Source organism: Janthinobacterium sp. AD80 (assembly GCF_002878455.1).
Lineage (GTDB): Bacteria > Pseudomonadota > Gammaproteobacteria > Burkholderiales > Burkholderiaceae_D > Janthinobacterium.
Genome location: NZ_NRDQ01000220.1, coordinates 1 through 17,869, shown reverse-complemented (window position 1 = coordinate 17,869; position 17,869 = coordinate 1). Strand labels below are relative to the sequence as shown.

Below are 17,869 nucleotides of genomic sequence, written 5' to 3'. Positions count from 1 at the left end.
ACGCGCAGCAAGGCCGTTTCCACGCGCGCGGCCGGCGCCGCCTGCCTGCCCGTTCCGCCCTGCCGCGCCAGCTCCGCATGCACGGCATCGATCAGGTGCACGACATGGCGCGCCAGTTCGAATTCCTTGTCTTCCGGACTCAGTCCTTCCAGTTCCATGCCGAAGATGCGCGCGGCGCGCTGGCGCCGCGCCTGGGCCGGGGCGCCATGCAAGGGCAGCATCGGTGACAGCGCCTTGCCCAGCAACTGGCGCAGCGGCGCTTCCAGCGGCGTGCCGCGCAGCTGCTGCCCGGCCACCGTGCCGCCGAGCTGGTGCCGCAGGAAGGCGTCGAACTGTGCCGGCGCCCGCACCTCCAGCAGCTGCGCCGCCAGCGCCAGTTCATCCTCGTGCTGCAGGGGCAAAGTGCCCAGGGGCTCAGGTAATTCCATTTCGGGACGGTAGGCTAGCAAACGGCTGGTCATGGCAGGCTCCGGTAAAGGAAGGCACGCGGCCCATGCCCTGCTACCGCAAGGGCCGTGCCAGCAAAAACAGGGCGATGTCGGCAAAACCAGGCCGAGCCGGGCGAACGGCGTTTCGCCGATAGCGTAAAAACCATGGTTTCCGGCGAAGCCAGTTTCGCCTCTGTCATGAGCTTTCCAACAAGCTTGCTTAGCACGAATGTTTACGTCGTTTGACGGCCACAATCGCCGCGCCGCCTGAAAAATATTTTCCGCTTGTAAAAAAATAAAGTTCGCTCAAGGTGCGGCGAAAAGTACATCAACAGCAGCCAAATGCCGCGCAAATGAAAAGATGAGCAAGACGTAAATAGTCTTTTGAAAACGCGTTTTTTGCCGCGAGGCCATACAATAATGAGGCCAGAATTTGATTGCTTGGAAGAAACTACATGACAAACCCATCTTTGCGCCGCCTGCTGGCCATCGCACTCCTGAGCCTGCTAAGCGCCTGTGGCGGTGGCGGTGGCGACAGCCAGACGGCGTCGATACAGAAACCGGAAGCATCGACGCCGCCGGCCAGCGCCGTCCCGCCGGCCGGCACGGCAACGCCGGGAGACAGCGTGCCGCCGCCCCCACTGACGACGCCGTCCAGCGCGAAGACGGTCAGCTTTACACGCCAGGAAGCGTCGCGCTTTCTGGGCCGCGCCACCTTCGGTCCCAACATGGCCGCCATCGATGCGCTGGCAGCCAGCAATAGCGACGCCTGGTTCAAGGCCCAGTTTTCCAAGCCGCAAACCTTGCACCGCAAATACATCGACAGCATGCTGGCCGCCGAGGCCGCAGGCGGCGAAAAGACCCGCTACCCGCAGTTCTATGAATCGTTCTGGCAGCAAGGCATCCGCGGTGAAGACCAGTTACGCCAACGCATGGCCTTTGCGCTGTCGGAAATTTTCGTCATTTCGATCCAGAATGAAGAACTGGTGGCGCGCCCGCGCGGCGTTGCCAGCTACTACGACATGCTGGGCCAGCACGCGTTTGGCAATTTCCGCGACCTGCTCGAAGGCGTGGCCCTGCACCCGATGATGGGGCTGTACCTGTCGCACCTGCACAACCAGAAGGAAACGGCCACGCGCACGCCCGATGAAAACTTCGCCCGCGAAGTGATGCAGCTGTTTACCATCGGCCTGTACCAGCTGAATGCCGACGGCAGTCTGAAACTCTCCGGTGGCAAGCCCATCGATACTTACAGCCACGACGACGTGGCGGGCCTGGCCAAGGTCATGACGGGCTGGGGCTGGGCCGGCCCCGACCGCAACTGGATGCGTTTCAATGGCGGCGTGATCGACGCCGACCGCGACTGGCAACCCATGCAGAACTACCCGGACTTCCATTCCACGGCGGAAAAACGCTTCCTGGGCCAGGCCATTTCCGGCGCCACCAGCGGCGAAGCGGACCTGAAACTGGCACTCGATACCCTGTTCAACCATCCGAACGCTGGCCCCTTCCTGGCGCGCCAGCTGATTCAGCGCCTCGTCAGCAGCAACCCCAGCCCCGCCTACGTGGGCCGGGTCGCCGCCGCCTTTGCGAATAATGGCAGCGGCGTGCGCGGCGACATGCAGGCCGTCATCCGCGCCGTGCTGCTCGACCCGGATGCGCTGGCCCCGGCCGGCACCACCATGCGCACCGGCAAGTTGCGCGAACCGCTGCTGCGCCTGGCGCACTGGATGCGCGCCTTCGACGCGAAGCCCGCGAATGGCCGCTACCGCATCTATTATGTGGACGATCCGCTCGCCGGCCTGGGCCAGAGTCCCTTGAATGCGCCGTCCGTCTTCAACTTTTTCCGGCCCGGCTACATGCCGCCCAACTCTGCCCTGGCCAGCGCGGGCCTGCTGGCGCCGGAATTGCAAATCACGTCGGAGCCGTCCGTCACCGGCTACCTGAACTACATGCAGGCCACCATTGCCAATGGCGCCGGCGAATACCGCGATATCGCGCCCGACTACACGCGCGAACTGGCGCTGGCGGCCGACCCGGGCGCCCTGCTCGACCGCATCGACCTGCTGCTGATGCATGGCAGCATGCCTGCCAGGCTGCGCACGCAAATCCTGGCCGCCGTGAATGGCGTCGCCCTTCCCGCAGCCACGGCCGGCAATGCCGTGCAGGTGGCCGCCGCCCAGGCCAACCGCGTCAAGCTGGCCATTTTCCTGACCATGGCCTCGCCCGCCTACCTGGTGCAAAAATAAGATGGATCACATGAACACTCCCCCATTTTCCCGCCGCCGCTTCCTCGCTTCCATGCTGGGCCTGGCCGGCACCACTGCCGCGCCCTTCGCCCTGAACCTGGCCGCCATGGGCAACGCCGCCGCGCAATCGGCGGACGACTACAAGGCCATGGTGTGCCTGTTCATGGCCGGTGGCAACGATGCCTTCAATACAGTGCTGGCCACGGATAACGCCTCATGGACGGAATACCTGCGCCTGCGCAATACGGGCGGCAGCGATTCCATCCATTTGCCGGGCGTGGGCGAGACGGGCGGCGTGCTGCCTGTCTCGCCCGCCAGCGCGCAGGCGGGCCGCGCGTTTGCCTTGCATCCCCAGCTGGGAGCGCTGAAAAGTCTGTTCGACAACGGCCGCGCCGCCATCGTGGCCAACGTGGGCACCCTCATCGGCCCGACCACGCTGGCGCAGTACAAGGCCCGCAGCGTAGCCTTGCCACCCAAGCTGTTTTCGCATAACGACCAGCAATCGACGTGGCAGTCGGGCGCGCCGGAAGGCGCCAGCACGGGCTGGGGCGGGCGTATCGGCGACGTCGCGGGGGCCGGCAACGCGAATGCCACCTTCACGGCCATCTCAGCGGCCGGCAACACCGTCTTTCTCAGCGGACGCCAGGTGCGCCAGTTCCAGGTGGGCCAGGCTGGCGCCGTGCCCATCCGCGGCCTGAGCGGCAGCCTGTTTGGCAGCACGGCCGGCGCGGGCGCGCTGCACGCCATCATCAACGAGGCGGGCGGCGACCTGATCGAGCAGGAACACGCGGCCGTCGTGCAACGCGCCATCACCAGCCAGGGCATCCTCGCCGGCGCCATGCTGCCGGCCGGCGCGGGCGGCGTGCCCAATCCCACGCCGTATATCCACCCCGTGACGGGCGTGGCGGGCGTCAATCCCCTGGCCGTGCAATTGCAGACCGTGGCGCGCATCATCGCCGGCCGCGGCGCACTGGGCGTCAAGCGGCAAGTGTTTTATGTGACACTCGGCAGTTTCGACACGCATGACCGGCAGAAAGTCTTGCACGCCGACCTGATGGCCCGCCTGGCCCATGCGCTGGCCTACTTCGACAGCACCCTGGCGGCCCTGCAAGGCGTCGACCTGCGGCGCCAGGTGACGACGTTTACGGCCTCGGACTTCGGCCGCACCTTCAGCAGCAATGGCGACGGCACGGATCACGGCTGGGGCGCGCACCACTTCATCGTGGGCGGTGCCGTGAAGGGCCGCGACATCTACGGCGCCTTTCCCGTCACGGGCGTGGGCCATGCGCTCGATGTCGGTTCCGGCGCCCTGCTGCCGACCACTTCGGTCGACCAGTACGGCGCCACCCTGGCCAGGTGGTTCGGCGTGGCCGACAGCCAGCTGGCCCAGGTGTTCCCGAATATCGGCAACTTCAGCCAGCGCGACCTGGGCTTCATGACGGCTTGATCGCTAACCGTTCACGGCAACGGTGAGCGTGACCACATAGCCATCGGCCGCATTGCCCGTCACGCTGGCCATCTGCAGGCTGGTGCCGTCGCTGAAGACATTGTCGGTGGCATAGCTGATCTGCGCCAGGTTGCGCACGCTGGCCGTGTAGCCGCTGGCCGTGTAGACCTCGTTCAAGGTCGCCATCGGGAAGGTGAACTGCGAGGTCTTGATGCGGTTCGCGGCGCTGGCCGCCTTCGCCAGGCTGGGATACACCTCGAAATGCACGTGCGGCATGCGTCCCGCGTAGCAGCCGGGAAAGATCGTCGTGAAAGCGAGCTTGCCGGATGCATCCGTTTCCTGCACCCCGCGCAAGTAATTCTGCCCCGTCACGCCGCTCGAATACAGCGAATACAAGCCTTCGCGGTCGCAATGCCACACATAAATGGCGTAGCCGGCCAGGGTGGCACAGCTGCCGCTGGCGTTGATCAGCTGCAACTTGATGCTCAAGGGCACACCGGCGGCCACGCCCGTGGCACCATTGAAGCTGGCGCGGATGTCGCTGCGCACCACGCCAGACTGGTTCAGCACGTTGACGATGCTGCCGCCATTCGTGTTCGTGCCATCGGCGGGATACGGCCCGCCCGTTTCCTCGGGAATCACCGTGCAGGCGCCCGTCGCGGGCGTGTTCAGCGTACCGGTGCCCGAGGTGCCCGCGGCGCTGTCCGCCACCGCGGTACTGCCGGCGTCGGAGCCGCCGCCGCAGCTGATCAGGGGCAAAGTGGCTGCGCCGGCCAGCAGCCAGCGCAGGACCTGGCGCCGTTCGGCCGCCTGCCGATGCATCATTTCGAGGTCGGATGCCAGAGCGTGATCATGTAAGTCCATACATACTCCATCAAGTGGGGCAAGCCCGCGAATGCCGGACTCAGGCTGGCGCACAGGAACAGGGCCTGCCTGGCCCGTTCCGGCAGCGCTTTCCTGGCGACAATGGCGAGCTTGCGTTCCATGGTTCAGGCCGTTGTATTGACCAGGTTGCCGCTGGACGACAGGCTGCCGCCCGCGTGCGCCGCGCCCAGGCTGCCCGAAAGCGCCTGCAAGAAACTGCTCAATTTGCTACTGCCGCTGGTGCCACTGCCGCTGTCGTCGGCGCCCAGCGCGCTGAGCAGGCTGGCAAAGCTCGATTGCAAATCCGTTACGCTGCTATCGCTGCCGTCGGCACTGCCGCTGCTGGCGGCGCTGTCGCCGGACGTGGCCGCAAGCTGCTGCAGCAGGCTTTGCAAGTCCGATTCGATATTGCCGGGCCCGCCGCTGCGCGCGCCACCGCCGGGGCGGCGGCCCGGACGGCGGTTCGGCGCCCTCTTCCGGCGCGGTGGCGCTGCCGCCGCTTTGCGCATGCAGGCTGCCCATCAGCTGGTGCAAAAAGGCGCCCAGGGCCTGGCCCGCGTCGCTGCCGCTGGCTGCGCTGGCGGCTGCGGCATCCGTCGTGCCGTCACTTTCGCTATCGCTGGCGGACACGCCTATCGATGCCAGGGCGCTGGATATGGCATCCAGAAAGGCGCCATCGTCCGGCTTTGTCGGCGGCGTGCCGCCGGCGCTGACGCTATTGGTGCTGCTACCGCCGCTCAGGCGGCTGAACGCGCTCAGCTGGCTGGCCGCGCTGGTGGAACTCAAGGCACTGATGCTCATGCTGTCTCTCTGTGTGGTGGATGGGTCATTGCGGGTGGCGCGGTCCGGGACCGGGACCGGGACCATCTTCGCGCTGCTGCTGCGCCTGCTTGCGCTGCTGCGGCGTCAGCAAGGCCAGCAATTGCTGTTCCAGCCGCGCCTGCTGCAAGCTGATCGTCGCCATGGCTTGCGCCGCCGTGTTCGCCAAGGCGCTGGCCCTGGCATCGTCATAAGCGGACGAGGACGCCAGCTCGCGCAGTTGCGCATGGGCCTTGTAGGCGATCTTTTGCTGTTCGCGCAGCAAGGGCGCCTGGGCATAGGTGGCGGCAAAGACCTTGTCCTGCTGTGCTTCGCTCAGTTCGATACCGTGCAGATACGGCGGCAAGCCTTGCCCGCCGGGACCGGGGCCGGGGCCGAAGCCGGGACCGCGCGGCGGCCCTTCCATGGCGAGCGGCGGCGGGCCGTCGGGCGCCGGACCGTGCTGGGCCAGGGCCAGCAGCGGCATGCTGCAGGCCGACAGCAGCACCAGGGAGAGGGCAATACTCAGGTATTTCATGGGAGTTTCCTTTCGTGGCGATCAGCCTTGATTGTCGGCGTCCGGCATGTAAAGCAACGTTAGGGCCGCGTAAAAGCGTGTAAAGGAAGGCGCCAGAATGTAAGCGCAAGTATGTAAAAGCGGGTAAAACGCCGCTGAACGGCCCCGTTTGGCTGCTATCATCAGGCGATATCCACCGGAAAAAAGCACAGGCATGAGCAAGGTTTTGTTAATTGATGACGACGTCGAACTGGTCGGCATGTTCCAGGAATACCTGACGCAGGAAGGTTTCGATGCCAAGGCCGTGCACGACGGCGAACGGGGCGCGGCCGAAGCACTGACGGGCCTGTACGCCATCGCCATCCTCGACGTCATGATGCCGCGCATGAATGGACTGGAAACCTTGCGCCGCATTCGTGCCGGCAGCACCCTGCCCATCCTGATGCTGACGGCGCGCGGCGATGACACGGACCGCATCGTGGGCCTGGAACTGGGCGCCGACGACTACGTGACCAAGCCCTGCACGCCGCGTGAACTGACGGCGCGCATCCGCGCCATCCTGCGCCGCTCGCAGGCGGCGCCGCAGGACAGCGCCGGCATGGCGCCGCTGGCGGTGGGCCAGCTGACGATGTGGCCGGAACAGCGCCGCGCCGCCTGGGCCGGCACGCATCTGGAACTGACGAGCACTGAATTCAACTTGCTGGAAGTGCTGGTGCGCTATGCTGGCAAACCCGTGAGCAAGAATCAATTGTCGGAACTGGGGCTGGGTCGGCCGATGGCCCGCTTCGACCGCAATATCGACGTGCACTTGAGCAGCCTGCGCCGCAAGCTGGGCAGCCTGGCCGATGGCCGCTCCTGCCTGCAAACCGTGTACCGTCTCGGCTATCAGCTGATCAAGGAGTAAGCGTGGGCCGGCTGTTCTGGAAGTTTTTCCTGTGCATCATGCTGGCGCAAGTGACGGCCACCATCGGCATCGGCGGCACCTTCTGGCTGAAGAACCGCGCCGCGCAACAGGAGCGGGCGCTCGACATCGACACCAGCCCGCCCGCGCAAATGGCCATCGAAGCGGCCAGCGCCACCCTGGAAGCGGGCGGCAGCGCAGCCTTGCGGCAATTTCTCGGCAAGATGGGGCGCATGCGCGTGTTTGCCGTCGATGCGCAGGGCCGCGAACTGATGGGCAGGCCCGTCCATCCCGCCATGCTGAACAAGGCGCGCGCGCTGCTGGCACAGCAGCAGCCGCACCCCGTGGTACGCGAAGCCAGCAGCGCCGATGGCAAGCGCTACCTGCTGTTCCTGCCATCCTCCGAACGCTTCCGCAATGCCGAGGCAGGCGCCGCGCGCGATACCCTCAACGCCGTGACGATGACGGGTCCGCTCGGCATGCCGCGAGGACCACGCCCGAACGAGGCGGGCGCAGCGCCGCGCGCCGATTACCAGCGTGGCCCGCCGCGCGAGATGGGCGGCATGGGCGGCATGCCGCCGGGACCGCGCATGGACGCGCCGTTGCGCACCTTCATTCCGCTGGCGGCCGCCATCGCCGCCAGCCTGCTGTTCGCCTTCCTGCTGGCCTGGTATTTCGCGCGTCCCATCCGCGACCTGCGGCAGGCGTTCGAGGCCGCGTCGCACGGCAACCTGGCGCCGCGCTTCCAAGCCAGCGGCAAGCGCGGCGATGAACTGACGGACCTGGGCCGCGATTTCGACCGCATGACGGGCCGTTTGCGCAGCCTCATGGATAGCCAGACGCGCTTGCTGCATGACGTATCGCACGAGCTGCGCTCGCCGCTGGCGCGCCTGCAGGCGGCCATCGGCCTGGCGCACCAGCAGCCGGACAAGATGGCCGCCTCGATGCAGCGCATCGAACGCGAAAGCGAACGCATGGATAAGCTCATCGGTGAACTGCTGACACTGTCAAGACTGGAAGCGGGCGCCGTGCATGCGGGAGAAATGCATGCGGGCGCCGGGCAGGCAGGCGCCGTACATGCGCATAGCGAGCACATCTGCATCGCCGACCTCGTGCACGACATCGTGGAAGACGCCCGCTACGAGGCGGGCGCGCGCCAGGTCGCCATCGAGGTGACAGGTGATGGCGCCAGTCTGGACACTGTCGTTACCGGCCAGCCCGAATTGCTGGCCCGCGCCGTGGAAAACGTGGTGCGCAATGCCGTCAAGCACAGCCCGGACGGCGCCAGCGTACGCGTGCATATCGCGCTGCACGATGGCGGCCAGCAATTGCGCATCGCCGTACTGGACCGTGGCCCCGGCGTGCCGCAAGCCGACCTGGCCAGCATCTTCGAGCCCTTCTTCCGTGCCAGCAATACCCAGCACAGCACGGACGGCCACGGCCTGGGCCTGGCCATCGCCCGTCATGTGATCAGCGCCCATGGCGGACGCATCGCCGCCAGCCTGCGCACTGGCGGCGGCCTGTGCGTGGAAATGCTGCTACCCGTGAAAACGCCAGGCTGACCTAGCGGCGCGCCTGGCGTTGTTGACAGCCGATGCGCCGTTACGCCTGCGTATCGATGGTGCTGCCCAGGGTCGACGAAGTCGATTTTGCCGGACTCGCCGCCGTATCGGCGGCACCGGCTGCCTGCGTCGTTTGCTGCGCCTGCGCTGCCGCAGCTTGTAGCTGGGCAATTTGCGCCTGCAGGGCCTGGATTTGCTGCGCCAGTTGCTGCTGCAGCTTTTGCGACGCCTCCGTCTGCTCGCCCTTCTGCGACTCCGTCAATTGTTTTTGCGCCGCCGTGATCTGCTTTTGCAGCGCCGCGATCTGCGCGCTGCTGCCGGAACCGCTGCCCGAACTGCCGCCTGCCGCGCTCACCGCCCCGCCTGATCCGATTGCCGCTACCATAGTGCCTCCCGTCTGTTTCAATACTCCAGTTAACGGCAGGCACGCGCGGCAGGCAGAGGGTGGCGAGTGTAAAGCCACGTAAAGGCGCGTAAAGACGCGGCACGCGCACACTTGCCCCGTTGCCTGAAAAGCTGGCACACTGGACGCCCCACCTTATGCCGATGAGCAATGACCATGCCCCTGCTGCCCGCCCTGCCAGACCTCGTCCCCCGCCAACGCTGCGGCGTGATCGAGTTTCCCGTCCACCACATGCGCGGCGGCACGTCGACGGGGCTGGTCTTGCATGCGGCATCCGTGCCGGCCGACCTGGCGCTGCGCGAGGAATTGCTGCGCCACCTGATGGGCACGCCCCAGTCCGGCCAGTTGCCTGGCAACCGGCAGCTCACGGGCCTGGGACGCGGCGCGCCCACCAGCAACAAGGTGTTTCTCGTGGACGTGGAGCGCCACGAGGGACAGCCGCGCCTGGTCAGCACCCTGGCGCAGCTTGCAGGCGGGCATGCCGATATCGACTGGAGCGTCAATTGCGGCAATATGTCGTCCGCCCTGCAACTGTGGGGGCTGGACAGCGGCGTCATCGAGGCGCTGGCCATCGGCATGCACGCCATCGATATCCGCAACACGAATACGGGCGTGCTCACCACCTCGCGCATGGCGCGCGAACTGGACGGCAGCTTTGCGGCGGCCGGCATCCCCGGCGTGCCTGGCAGCTTTCCCCGCGTCGACCTGTTCCTGCACGACCCGGTGGGCGCCAAGACGGGACAGCTGCTGCCAACGGGCAAGGCGCAGGACACGGTGCTGGGCTACGACGTTTCCTGCGTGGACGTGGCCGTGCCCATGGTCATCGCCTGCGCGCGGCAATTCGGCAAGACGGCGCAGGAATCCATGGCGGAGCTGGAAGCGGATCACGCCTTCATGGAGGCGATCCGGCAAGTCTGGAGCGCGGCAGGCCTGCTGATGGGCTTGCGCCATCGCGACGGCGCATTGATGACGCGCGAAGCACTGGCGCGCAGCGAAACCATCCCCAAGTTCTGCATCGTGGGGCCGGCGGCGGCAGAGGGAAATATCGCGGTGCGCTACTTTACGCCGCAAGCGGGCCATGCCTCGCTGGCTGTCTCGGGCGGCTGCTGCCTGGCGGCCGCGTGCCTGATCCCGGGCACGGTGGCGCACGCGCTGGCGCGCGGCGTGCCGCCCGTGGCATTGAACAAGACGGAAATCGGGATCGGCATCGAGAATCCGGCCGGCATCCTCGGCACCAGCATCGTCGCGCATCGGGAAGCGGCGACGGGCAGTATCGTCATCGGCAGCGCGGCCTACCGGCGCAGCGCGCAAATCCTGCTGCGCGGCCACGTGCCGCTGTACCAGGCGTCGCCGGCACTCACAGCCTGGCTGCAAAAACAGCTGTCAGCCCGGCTTTGAGGCGAGGCAAGCAGAGCCAATGCGGGCAAGGCTGGCGCCCTGCCCGCGACCAAGCGATCAGGTCTTCGGCAGGGTCACGCCGACCTGGCCCTGGTATTTGCCGCCACGGTCCTTGTACGAGGTCTCGCACACTTCATCGGACTCGAAGAACAGCACTTGCGCCACGCCTTCGTTGGCGTAGATTTTCGCCGGCAATGGTGTCGTGTTGGAAAACTCCAGGGTCACATAGCCTTCCCATTCCGGTTCGAACGGCGTGACGTTGACGATGATGCCGCAGCGCGCATAGGTGCTCTTGCCCAGGCAAATCGTCAGCACGTTGCGGGGAATGCGGAAATACTCGACCGTGCGGGCCAGCGCGAACGAGTTCGGCGGGATGATGCAATAGCCTTTGCCGGACACGTCAACGAAGTTGTTGGCGTCAAAATCCTTCGGGTCGACGATGGTGGTATTGATGTTGGTGAACAGTTTGAACTCGTCGGCGCAACGGATGTCATACCCATAGCTGGAAGTGCCGTAGGATACGATGCGGTTGCCGTCGCGTTCCTTGACCTGGCCCGGTTCGAAAGGCTCGATCATGCCCGTTGTTTCCGCCATGCGGCGTATCCATTTATCGCTTTTAATCGTCATCGCTGGGGCATCTTTCTAGAATATCGGAATGGCTGGGGCGGCGCGCCTCAAGCAGGCGCGGCCCGGATGGCAGGATTTTACGCGAAAATCCGCCGTTGTTGGCCCCCGCGCCCTGAAAATCCTTGCCGACGGATTATCGCTTCGCCAGCAGTGCCGTGATCATCTCGCGCACCACTTGCGCCGTCAGCTCTGGGTTTTCCATCGGAAAAAGATGACCACCGGGAACTTGGCGGAAAAAGGGACCGACCAGCTTGCGCGTGGCTTTCAAGCCCGCCTGGCGGCATTCCACCGATTCCGTGCCGCCGATAAAACCGATGGGCACGGGAAAGCCATCCTTGACGAGGCCGCCGATATGGTGCGGCAGGCTGCGGTACACATCCGTTTCCACTTCGCGCGTAAAGCGCAGCTGCACCCCTTGCGCATGGGGCGCCAGGCCGCTGTCGATGTAGTCGCGCAACACTTGCGGCGCCCAGATGGCAAACATGTCCTTGGCGGCAAAGTGTTCATAGGCGGCCTGGGCATCGGGCCACAGCTTGCGCCGCCTGGCGGAAAAGCGCGCCGGCGAGAAGCGCTCGCCCAGCGCCGTGTTGCGCGCCAGGCGCACCAGCAACGCGCGCCAGCCCGCCACCACGGGCGAATCGAGCAAGACCACGCCGCGCACCAGGTCGGGCCGCTGCTTGGCCACCATGACGCTGAGCATGCCACCGAGCGAATGGCCGACGAGGATCACGGGCCCGCTGTAGCGGCGCTCCAGGTCATCGATATATTCGCGCACCAGCTCGGGCCAGCCCGTGCTGACGGGATAGGCGGGGTCGTGCGCATGCATGTCGAGCGCCTGCACCTCGAAGTACTGGCCCAGCAAGCCGAACAGCTTGCGGTAGGTGCCGGCAGGATAACTATTGGCGTGGGCAAAGTGCAGCTGCGGGAGTGTCATCGTGGGGCTGTGCCGGTAAATGCGATAGGCAATTGTAATGGCATGCCGGCAAGACGTATCAGAGGGAGGACTCTAATTGCTGCCGCGCCACAGCCAGGCCTGGCACGAAGGACGCCAGCACGGCACCCAGTTCCGCCATCGATTCCACCACGCAAAACGCCTCGTCAAACGCGTAATCGCGGTTCATGGCATTGCGCAGGATGATGCACTCGAGCCCGGCAGCATTGGCGGCGCGCAAGCCGCGCGGCGAGTCTTCCACGGCCACGCAGTGGGCCGCGTCCAGGCCCAGGCGCTGCAAGCCCAGCAGATAACCATCGGGCGCCGGCTTGCTTTCCCCATACCTTTCGCGCGTCAGCACGAAATCAAAGCACGCGGCCATGCCGCTGGTCGCATGGCTGAGCTGAAAATGCTGCTCGTAGGCACTGGTGACGACGCCCATGCGCACATGCGGTCGCAACGCTTGCAGCACGCCGTGGATGCCGGGCATTGCCAGCTGGCGCGCCTGGCGCAAACGTTGCGCGAACAGACGGCTGCGTTCGACGCGCAGGCGGTCGACCACGGCGATATCGTGGCCCTGCCCCAGCAGCAAGTGCCAGGCGCCGTAGTTATTGTCCAGGAACCAGTCAAAAAATTGCTTGGGCGTCAGGTCTATGCCATACGGCAAGAGCAAGTCGCGGTTGCTTTCGTAAAACAGCTGCTCGGTGTTGACCAGCACGCCATCGTTGTCCCACAGCACACCCTGGATGGTTTTCATGGCTCGCTTCGGTTCCGGCTGCTTACTTGAAGAAGATGTCGTAGGACAATTTCACGATCAGCAGCACCAGCAGCACCAGGAACAGGATGCGCACGAAGGCGGCGCCACGGCGCACGGCGATCCAGGTGCCCGTCAAGGCGCCCAGGATATTGCAGATGGCCATGGGGATGGCCACCGCGTACAGGACGTGGCCAACGGGAATGAAGAAGGCCAGCGCGGCAATGTTGGTGGCGATATTCACCAGCTTCGAACAGGCCGAGGCAAGGATGAAATCGAAGCCGAACACGCGGATGAACAGGAAAATCAGGAAGCTGCCCGTGCCAGGTCCGAACAGGCCGTCATAAAAACCGATGGCGCCGCCGATGACGACGGCCAGGATGCGTTCGCGCCGGCCGATGGCGCGCCCGGCATGCATGCTGCCGAAATCCTTCTTGATGAAGGTGTAGATTGCCATGACGATGATCAGCACCAGCACCATCGGGCGCACCACCTGCTGCGGCACATAGGACACGGCAGCCGCGCCAAGGAAGGACATGACAAAGGCGCTGACGACAGCCGGCAGCACCACCGTCCACGGTATCGTCACCTTGCCGATGTAGGAGCGGGCGGCAAACATGGTGCCGCAGGCCGAGGCGAACTTGTTCGTTCCCAGCAAGGAAGTCGACGCCATGTTCGGCATCAGGTTGAACAGCGCCGGCAGCTGGATCAGCCCGCCCCCGCCCACGGCTGCATCGATGAGGCCGGCAAAGAAGGCAAATAAACACAGCAGCGAGATGGTCAGCATGATAGGCAGCAAGGAATGGGAACAGGGGCAGTATAGGCGCCGTGGATTTTTCCGGATGCAACTTCATATTGCAGAAATCGCAATCTGGCGTGGCGCTTGACGGAATGCGGTGCGTACGGTCTACTGGCTTCTTTTACCGGGAGCTGCGCGATGTCGATGAAACTGATGTGGGAAATCCGCGCCTTCTGCACGGTGGTGGAAAAGCGCAGCTTCATCCACGCCGCACGCATGCTGGGCAGGTCGCCCTCGGCCGTCACGCGCGCCATCCAGTTCCTGGAAGAAGCCATCGGCGCCGAGCTGATCCTGCGCACGCAAAAGCAGTTCACCCTGACGACGGCAGGCGAAGCCTATTACGCCACGGCGCGGCACCTGCTGGAAACCCAGGCCGAAGCGGAAGATCAGCTGGCGGAGTTGAGCAACTCGCCGCAAGGCTGGGTGCGCATTTCGGCACCGGAAATTCTCTCGCTGGGCTTTTTGCCGAAAGTGGTGGCGCAATTCTCGCGCGACTATCCGAACGTCTCGGTGGACATCCACTTCTCGGACAAGTCGATCGACCCCATCCAGGAAAAGCTGGACTTCGCCATCCGCGGCGCCTTTCCCCAGTCCAGCGAACTGATCGGCTACCCCCTGTGGAATTACCGCCGCTACATGTACGCGTCGCCCGCCTATATAGCCCGCATGGGCGCGCCCGAGGAGCCGGAAGAGCTGGCCGGCCACGACATCATCATGCATTCGGCCCCCCGCATCCTGCGCGACTGGCATTTCGTTTCCACCGAGCGCAACGTGCGCTACCAGGTGCAGCCGCGTTTCCGCTTCACTTCCGGCATCGCCACTTTTCAAGCGGCCCTGGAGGGCGCCGGCATCGTGCGCCTGGCCAGCTGGCTGGCGGAGCCGGCCGTGGCCAACGGCACCCTGCGCCGCGTCTGCACGGCGTACCGGCTGACTTCATCGAAGGAACTGGACCCCAGCATCCATGCCGTATATGGCACCTCGCGCATGGCCAAGGGGGCACGGCTGTTTCTCGAATATGTGAAGCAACGGGGGCTGGAGATACCGGATGAGCGGGCCGATGCGCCGCGCGAGGGGTAAAACACATGGGCATCGCGGCGCCGCATGCCGCAGCCGGATGCCAGTTTAACTGCGTGCCGACAGCCTGCGGAACAGCCAGGGAACGGCGAAAACAAGAAAGAGGAAGAAGGCGAAGAAATACAGGCCAAAAGCCTTCATGACAAAGAAGCCGATATCACCGTCATCCATGAACTTATTTATTATTTTTTGCACGACGAAACTGTAAATGGCGTAAATCACTCCCCATTTAACAAGAAACTTAAACGTGGCCAGGCGACGACGCTGATACATTTCAGCAGAATGGCTGGCATTGAGTTGATAGCCAAGGTAGCAGGCAAGCAAAAACAGGCCGATATTAAGGCTATATAAATTGAGTAACATCTTGACTTCATCGACCTCCGGCCCGCTGCCATTGACATGGTAGGACACGCTATAGCCATACACTAGGCTCAGGCAGAAAACCGTGAGGAACAGGAGCCGGAAAGGCTTGGACATGAAACAAAATCCGCCAACCACCACCAGGAAGCCAAGCGCAAACAACATACAAACCCTTCAGTTAATCCTACTTCCCGAGATACCATCCACCTGCGTTTTCCCGAGTGCATCGTCATCGAGCGCGCGCTTGGCGGCAATATGTCGCTAGATAGCCTCGCGCGCCAAAGCTTTGCACTCAGCAGCACGAAGTATAAATAAATTAACCAAAGGAAATATCACACAATGTCACCCACGGCTTTAAAAAGCCTCTGCCACCGTCGAGCAGGCCGGCGCTGGCGCAACGCTTCATGCGTGACGCGAAGTACCGGCCGGCGGCATGCACTGCATGCCTACCGCCCATGCCAATACCTCGGCCGGCTGGCCCGATACAAGCTCACGTCGATATCCTCGCCAAACGCCAGCACCACCGCGCCTTCCACATCCGTACGCAGCCGCACGATGCCCATGTCGCCATAGCGCGCATACACCTGCGCCTTCGGATGCCTGTAGCGGTTGCGGTGTCCCACCTGGAAGATCGCCAGCCCGGGACGCACGGCGTTAAGAAATGCCTGCGTGGAAGACGTGCCGCTGCCGTGATGCGGCGCCAGCAGCACGTCGGCCGCCAGCTCGCCTTGCGCCGAACGCGCCAGCAATTGCGCTTCCTGCGCCGCCTCGATGTCGCCTGCCAGCAAGATGGCATGCTTGCCTGCCGTGATTTTCACGGTGCAGCTGCGGGCATTCGGTTTCAAGGCAATGTCCGTGTGGCTGGCGGGCAAGGGATGCAGCATGGCGAAATGCACGCCGTCCCAGGTCCAGCTCTGGCCCGCCACGCAGTGCAGATAAGGTCGGTGCGCGTCCCGCCGGAACTCGACGGCCGGGTGGCCGCCGAACAGGGACGAGGCCAGCCAGCCCACTTGCACGTTTTCCAGCAGGGACATGGCGCCGCCCGCGTGGTCGAGATCGCTATGCGAGATGATCACACCGTCGAGCTTGGCGATGCCGCGCGCGCGCAGATATGGCACGATGACGCGGCTGGCGCCGTCCGAATCGGCGCTGTAGGCCGGTCCCGTGTCGTACAGCAAGCGGTGGCCATGCGTTTCCACCAGCAAGGCCATGCCCTGCCCCACATCAAAGGCCGTGATCCACATGCGGCCAGGTGGCGGGCTGGACGGCAACGCCGTCAGCAGCGGCAGCCAGCCCAGCATGCCGGCCCAGCGGTGCGGCCAACCACGCGGCGCCAGCAGCCAGGCCGTGCCGAACAATGCCCAGCAAAAACTCCACCACGGTGGCGCGGGTGCCGTCCACACGGCAAAGCGGCGCGCGCCCAGCCATTCCAGCACCTGCGCCAGCATCTGCACGATGGCGTGCGCCAGCAGCAACAGCCAGTCGGAGAACGGCCCGGGCAGCAGGCTACCCGCCAGCGACAGGGGCGTGACGAACAGGCTGATAACGGGAATGGCCAGCGCATTGGCGACGGGCGACACCAGCGAAACCTGTGAAAACAGCAGCATCGTCAACGGCACCAGTCCTACCGTCACCACGTATTGCGTGTGCGCGCCCAGCGCCACGGCCGCGCACAGCCGGCGCCAGCGGCTGGCCTGCGGCGGCAGGGGCGCCATCGTGCGTCCCGCCGTCGCATACAGGATGGTGGCGACGGCGCCGAACGACAGCCAGAAGCCCGGCCACAGCACGGCCCACGGGTCGAGCAGCAGCACCACGCCCAGCGCCAGGCACAGGATATGCACGATGCTGGTGATGCGCCCCAGCCACAAGGCCAGCGCCACCACCAGCAGCATGTACAGGGTACGCTGCGCCGGGATGCCGAAGCCGGCCAGCAGCACATATAAAAAGGCCGCCAGCGCACCGGCCAGCGCCGCCACCTTTTGCGCCGGCAGCCACAGGGGCAATTGCCAGCCGGTAAAGAACGAGCGCCGCCACAGCGCGCCCGCAGCCAGCGCGAACAGGCCCGCGATCATGGTGATGTGCAAGCCGGAAATCGAAATCAGGTGGCTCACGCCCGTGCGGTTGAATACTTGCCAGTCCGACTGGGCAATGGCCCGCTGGTCGCCCACCACCAGCGCGACGATCACGCCAGCGTATTGCCGGCCTTCCAGGCTGCGCGCGATGCGCGTGCGCAGCGCCGCGCGGCTCGCTTCCACCACATTGCCGAAACCGGGCACGAAGGCGGCCAGGCGCACGTTCGGCGTATCGGCGCGCGGCTGCGGCCGCACATAGCCGGTGGCGCGCACGCCCTGCTCCAGCAGCCAGGCCTCGTAGTCAAAGCCCATGGGATTGGCGTTGCCGTGCGGGCGCTGCAGGCGCACGGTCAGCCGCCAGCGCTCGCCCGGCTGCACATCGCCCACGGCGTTCGCCACTTCATCGCGAAAACCCGCATACCAGGACAGGGCGATCAACGGTGGCACCGTTGCACCCACGGCCTTTTCTACGGCAAAATTGAAGCGCATGCCCTGCTCGAAACGGTAAGGCAGGCTGGCCACCGTGCCCGTGACGGTGATGTCCTGGCCTTCATCCGCCAGCGCCAGTTGCGGCGCCATGGCGGCCTGGGCCAGCCAGGCCGCCCAGTAAAAGCCCAGTCCCACGCCACTAGCGAGCGCAACAGCGGCGCGCCAGTGCGCGTGACGGCGCAGCAGCAGGGCCGCC

The 17,869-nt window shown here is 65.0% G+C and carries 17 protein-coding genes and 1 pseudogene; 6 read left to right on the top strand and 12 right to left on the bottom strand.

Annotated features, from left to right (window positions below; translation table 11 throughout):
* Positions 1-461 (bottom strand): annotated as a pseudogene (locus JaAD80_RS27385) (hypothetical protein); the annotation flags it as partial.
* A gap of 422 nt (positions 462-883) precedes the next feature.
* Between JaAD80_RS27385 and JaAD80_RS27380 the strand changes: the two are divergent.
* Together JaAD80_RS27380 and JaAD80_RS27375 are read left to right on the top strand one after the other, a co-directional pair.
* Positions 884-2,677, top strand: coding sequence for a DUF1800 family protein (locus tag JaAD80_RS27380; protein WP_102299250.1), 1,794 nt, complete (start codon positions 884-886; stop codon positions 2,675-2,677).
* 1 nt (position 2,678) lies between these two features.
* Positions 2,679-4,124, top strand: a complete 1,446-nt coding sequence (locus JaAD80_RS27375; protein ID WP_102299249.1) for a DUF1501 domain-containing protein — start codon at positions 2,679-2,681, stop codon at positions 4,122-4,124.
* A 3-nt stretch (positions 4,125-4,127) separates the two neighbouring features.
* Here the strand turns inward: JaAD80_RS27375 and JaAD80_RS27370 are convergent, their stop codons facing one another.
* From JaAD80_RS27370 to JaAD80_RS27360, 4 genes are all read right to left on the bottom strand, one after another.
* Entirely contained in the window at positions 4,128-4,988 is an 861-nt protein-coding gene (locus JaAD80_RS27370) for an intradiol ring-cleavage dioxygenase (RefSeq protein WP_102299247.1), read from the bottom strand.
* Entirely contained in the window at positions 4,946-5,110 is a 165-nt protein-coding gene (locus JaAD80_RS30995) for a hypothetical protein (RefSeq protein WP_180979620.1), read from the bottom strand. Before JaAD80_RS30995 ends, JaAD80_RS27370 begins: the two co-directional genes overlap by 43 nt.
* Positions 5,111-5,113: 3 nt before the next feature.
* Complete coding sequence (locus tag JaAD80_RS27365) at positions 5,114-5,497, bottom strand: hypothetical protein (protein ID WP_102299245.1); 384 nt, start codon at positions 5,495-5,497, stop codon at positions 5,114-5,116.
* A 317-nt stretch (positions 5,498-5,814) separates the two neighbouring features.
* A complete protein-coding gene (locus JaAD80_RS27360; protein WP_102299244.1) occupies positions 5,815-6,324 on the bottom strand; it encodes a hypothetical protein in 510 nt (169 codons plus the stop codon).
* Between the two features lie 193 nt (positions 6,325-6,517).
* Here JaAD80_RS27360 and JaAD80_RS27355 point away from each other — a divergent pair, with 193 nt between their 5' ends.
* Positions 6,518-7,207: a response regulator transcription factor gene (locus JaAD80_RS27355; protein WP_102299242.1), complete on the top strand. Its 690-nt coding sequence runs from the start codon at positions 6,518-6,520 to the stop codon at positions 7,205-7,207.
* Between the two features lie 2 nt (positions 7,208-7,209).
* Entirely contained in the window at positions 7,210-8,766 is a 1,557-nt protein-coding gene (locus tag JaAD80_RS27350) for an ATP-binding protein (protein ID WP_102299241.1), read from the top strand.
* A 40-nt stretch (positions 8,767-8,806) separates the two neighbouring features.
* On the opposite strand, the gene JaAD80_RS27345 is transcribed toward JaAD80_RS27350, so the two are convergent.
* Positions 8,807-9,151: a FlxA-like family protein gene (locus JaAD80_RS27345; protein ID WP_102299239.1), complete on the bottom strand. Its 345-nt coding sequence runs from the start codon at positions 9,149-9,151 to the stop codon at positions 8,807-8,809.
* 174 nt (positions 9,152-9,325) lie between these two features.
* Between JaAD80_RS27345 and JaAD80_RS27340 the strand changes: the two genes are divergently transcribed.
* Entirely contained in the window at positions 9,326-10,567 is a 1,242-nt protein-coding gene (locus JaAD80_RS27340; RefSeq protein WP_102299255.1) for a PrpF domain-containing protein, read from the top strand.
* 57 nt (positions 10,568-10,624) lie between these two features.
* On the opposite strand, the gene dcd is transcribed toward JaAD80_RS27340, so the two are convergent.
* From dcd to JaAD80_RS27320, 4 genes are all read right to left on the bottom strand, one after another.
* Positions 10,625-11,194 carry a dCTP deaminase gene (gene dcd, locus JaAD80_RS27335; RefSeq protein WP_034755486.1) on the bottom strand — a complete coding sequence of 190 codons (570 nt, stop codon included), beginning with the start codon at positions 11,192-11,194 and terminating at the stop codon, positions 10,625-10,627.
* 133 nt (positions 11,195-11,327) lie between these two features.
* On the bottom strand, positions 11,328-12,128 hold the full coding sequence (locus JaAD80_RS27330) for an alpha/beta fold hydrolase (protein WP_102299237.1): 801 nt from the start codon (positions 12,126-12,128) through the stop codon (positions 11,328-11,330).
* 58 nt (positions 12,129-12,186) lie between these two features.
* Positions 12,187-12,882, bottom strand: a complete 696-nt coding sequence (locus tag JaAD80_RS27325; protein ID WP_102299236.1) for an HAD family phosphatase — start codon at positions 12,880-12,882, stop codon at positions 12,187-12,189.
* A gap of 22 nt (positions 12,883-12,904) precedes the next feature.
* Positions 12,905-13,666 carry a TSUP family transporter gene (locus tag JaAD80_RS27320; RefSeq protein ID WP_102299253.1) on the bottom strand — a complete coding sequence of 254 codons (762 nt, stop codon included), beginning with the start codon at positions 13,664-13,666 and terminating at the stop codon, positions 12,905-12,907.
* Between the two features lie 150 nt (positions 13,667-13,816).
* Here JaAD80_RS27320 and JaAD80_RS27315 point away from each other — a divergent pair, with 150 nt between their 5' ends.
* Positions 13,817-14,755: a LysR family transcriptional regulator gene (locus JaAD80_RS27315; protein ID WP_102299234.1), complete on the top strand. Its 939-nt coding sequence runs from the start codon at positions 13,817-13,819 to the stop codon at positions 14,753-14,755.
* Positions 14,756-14,800: 45 nt separating this feature from the next.
* Here the strand turns inward: JaAD80_RS27315 and JaAD80_RS27310 are convergent, their stop codons facing one another.
* On the bottom strand, positions 14,801-15,277 hold the full coding sequence (locus JaAD80_RS27310) for a hypothetical protein (protein ID WP_102299232.1): 477 nt from the start codon (positions 15,275-15,277) through the stop codon (positions 14,801-14,803).
* A gap of 281 nt (positions 15,278-15,558) precedes the next feature.
* A partial coding sequence (locus tag JaAD80_RS27305; RefSeq protein WP_180979619.1) for a DNA internalization-related competence protein ComEC/Rec2 occupies positions 15,559-17,869 on the bottom strand: 2,311 nt, incomplete at its 5' end.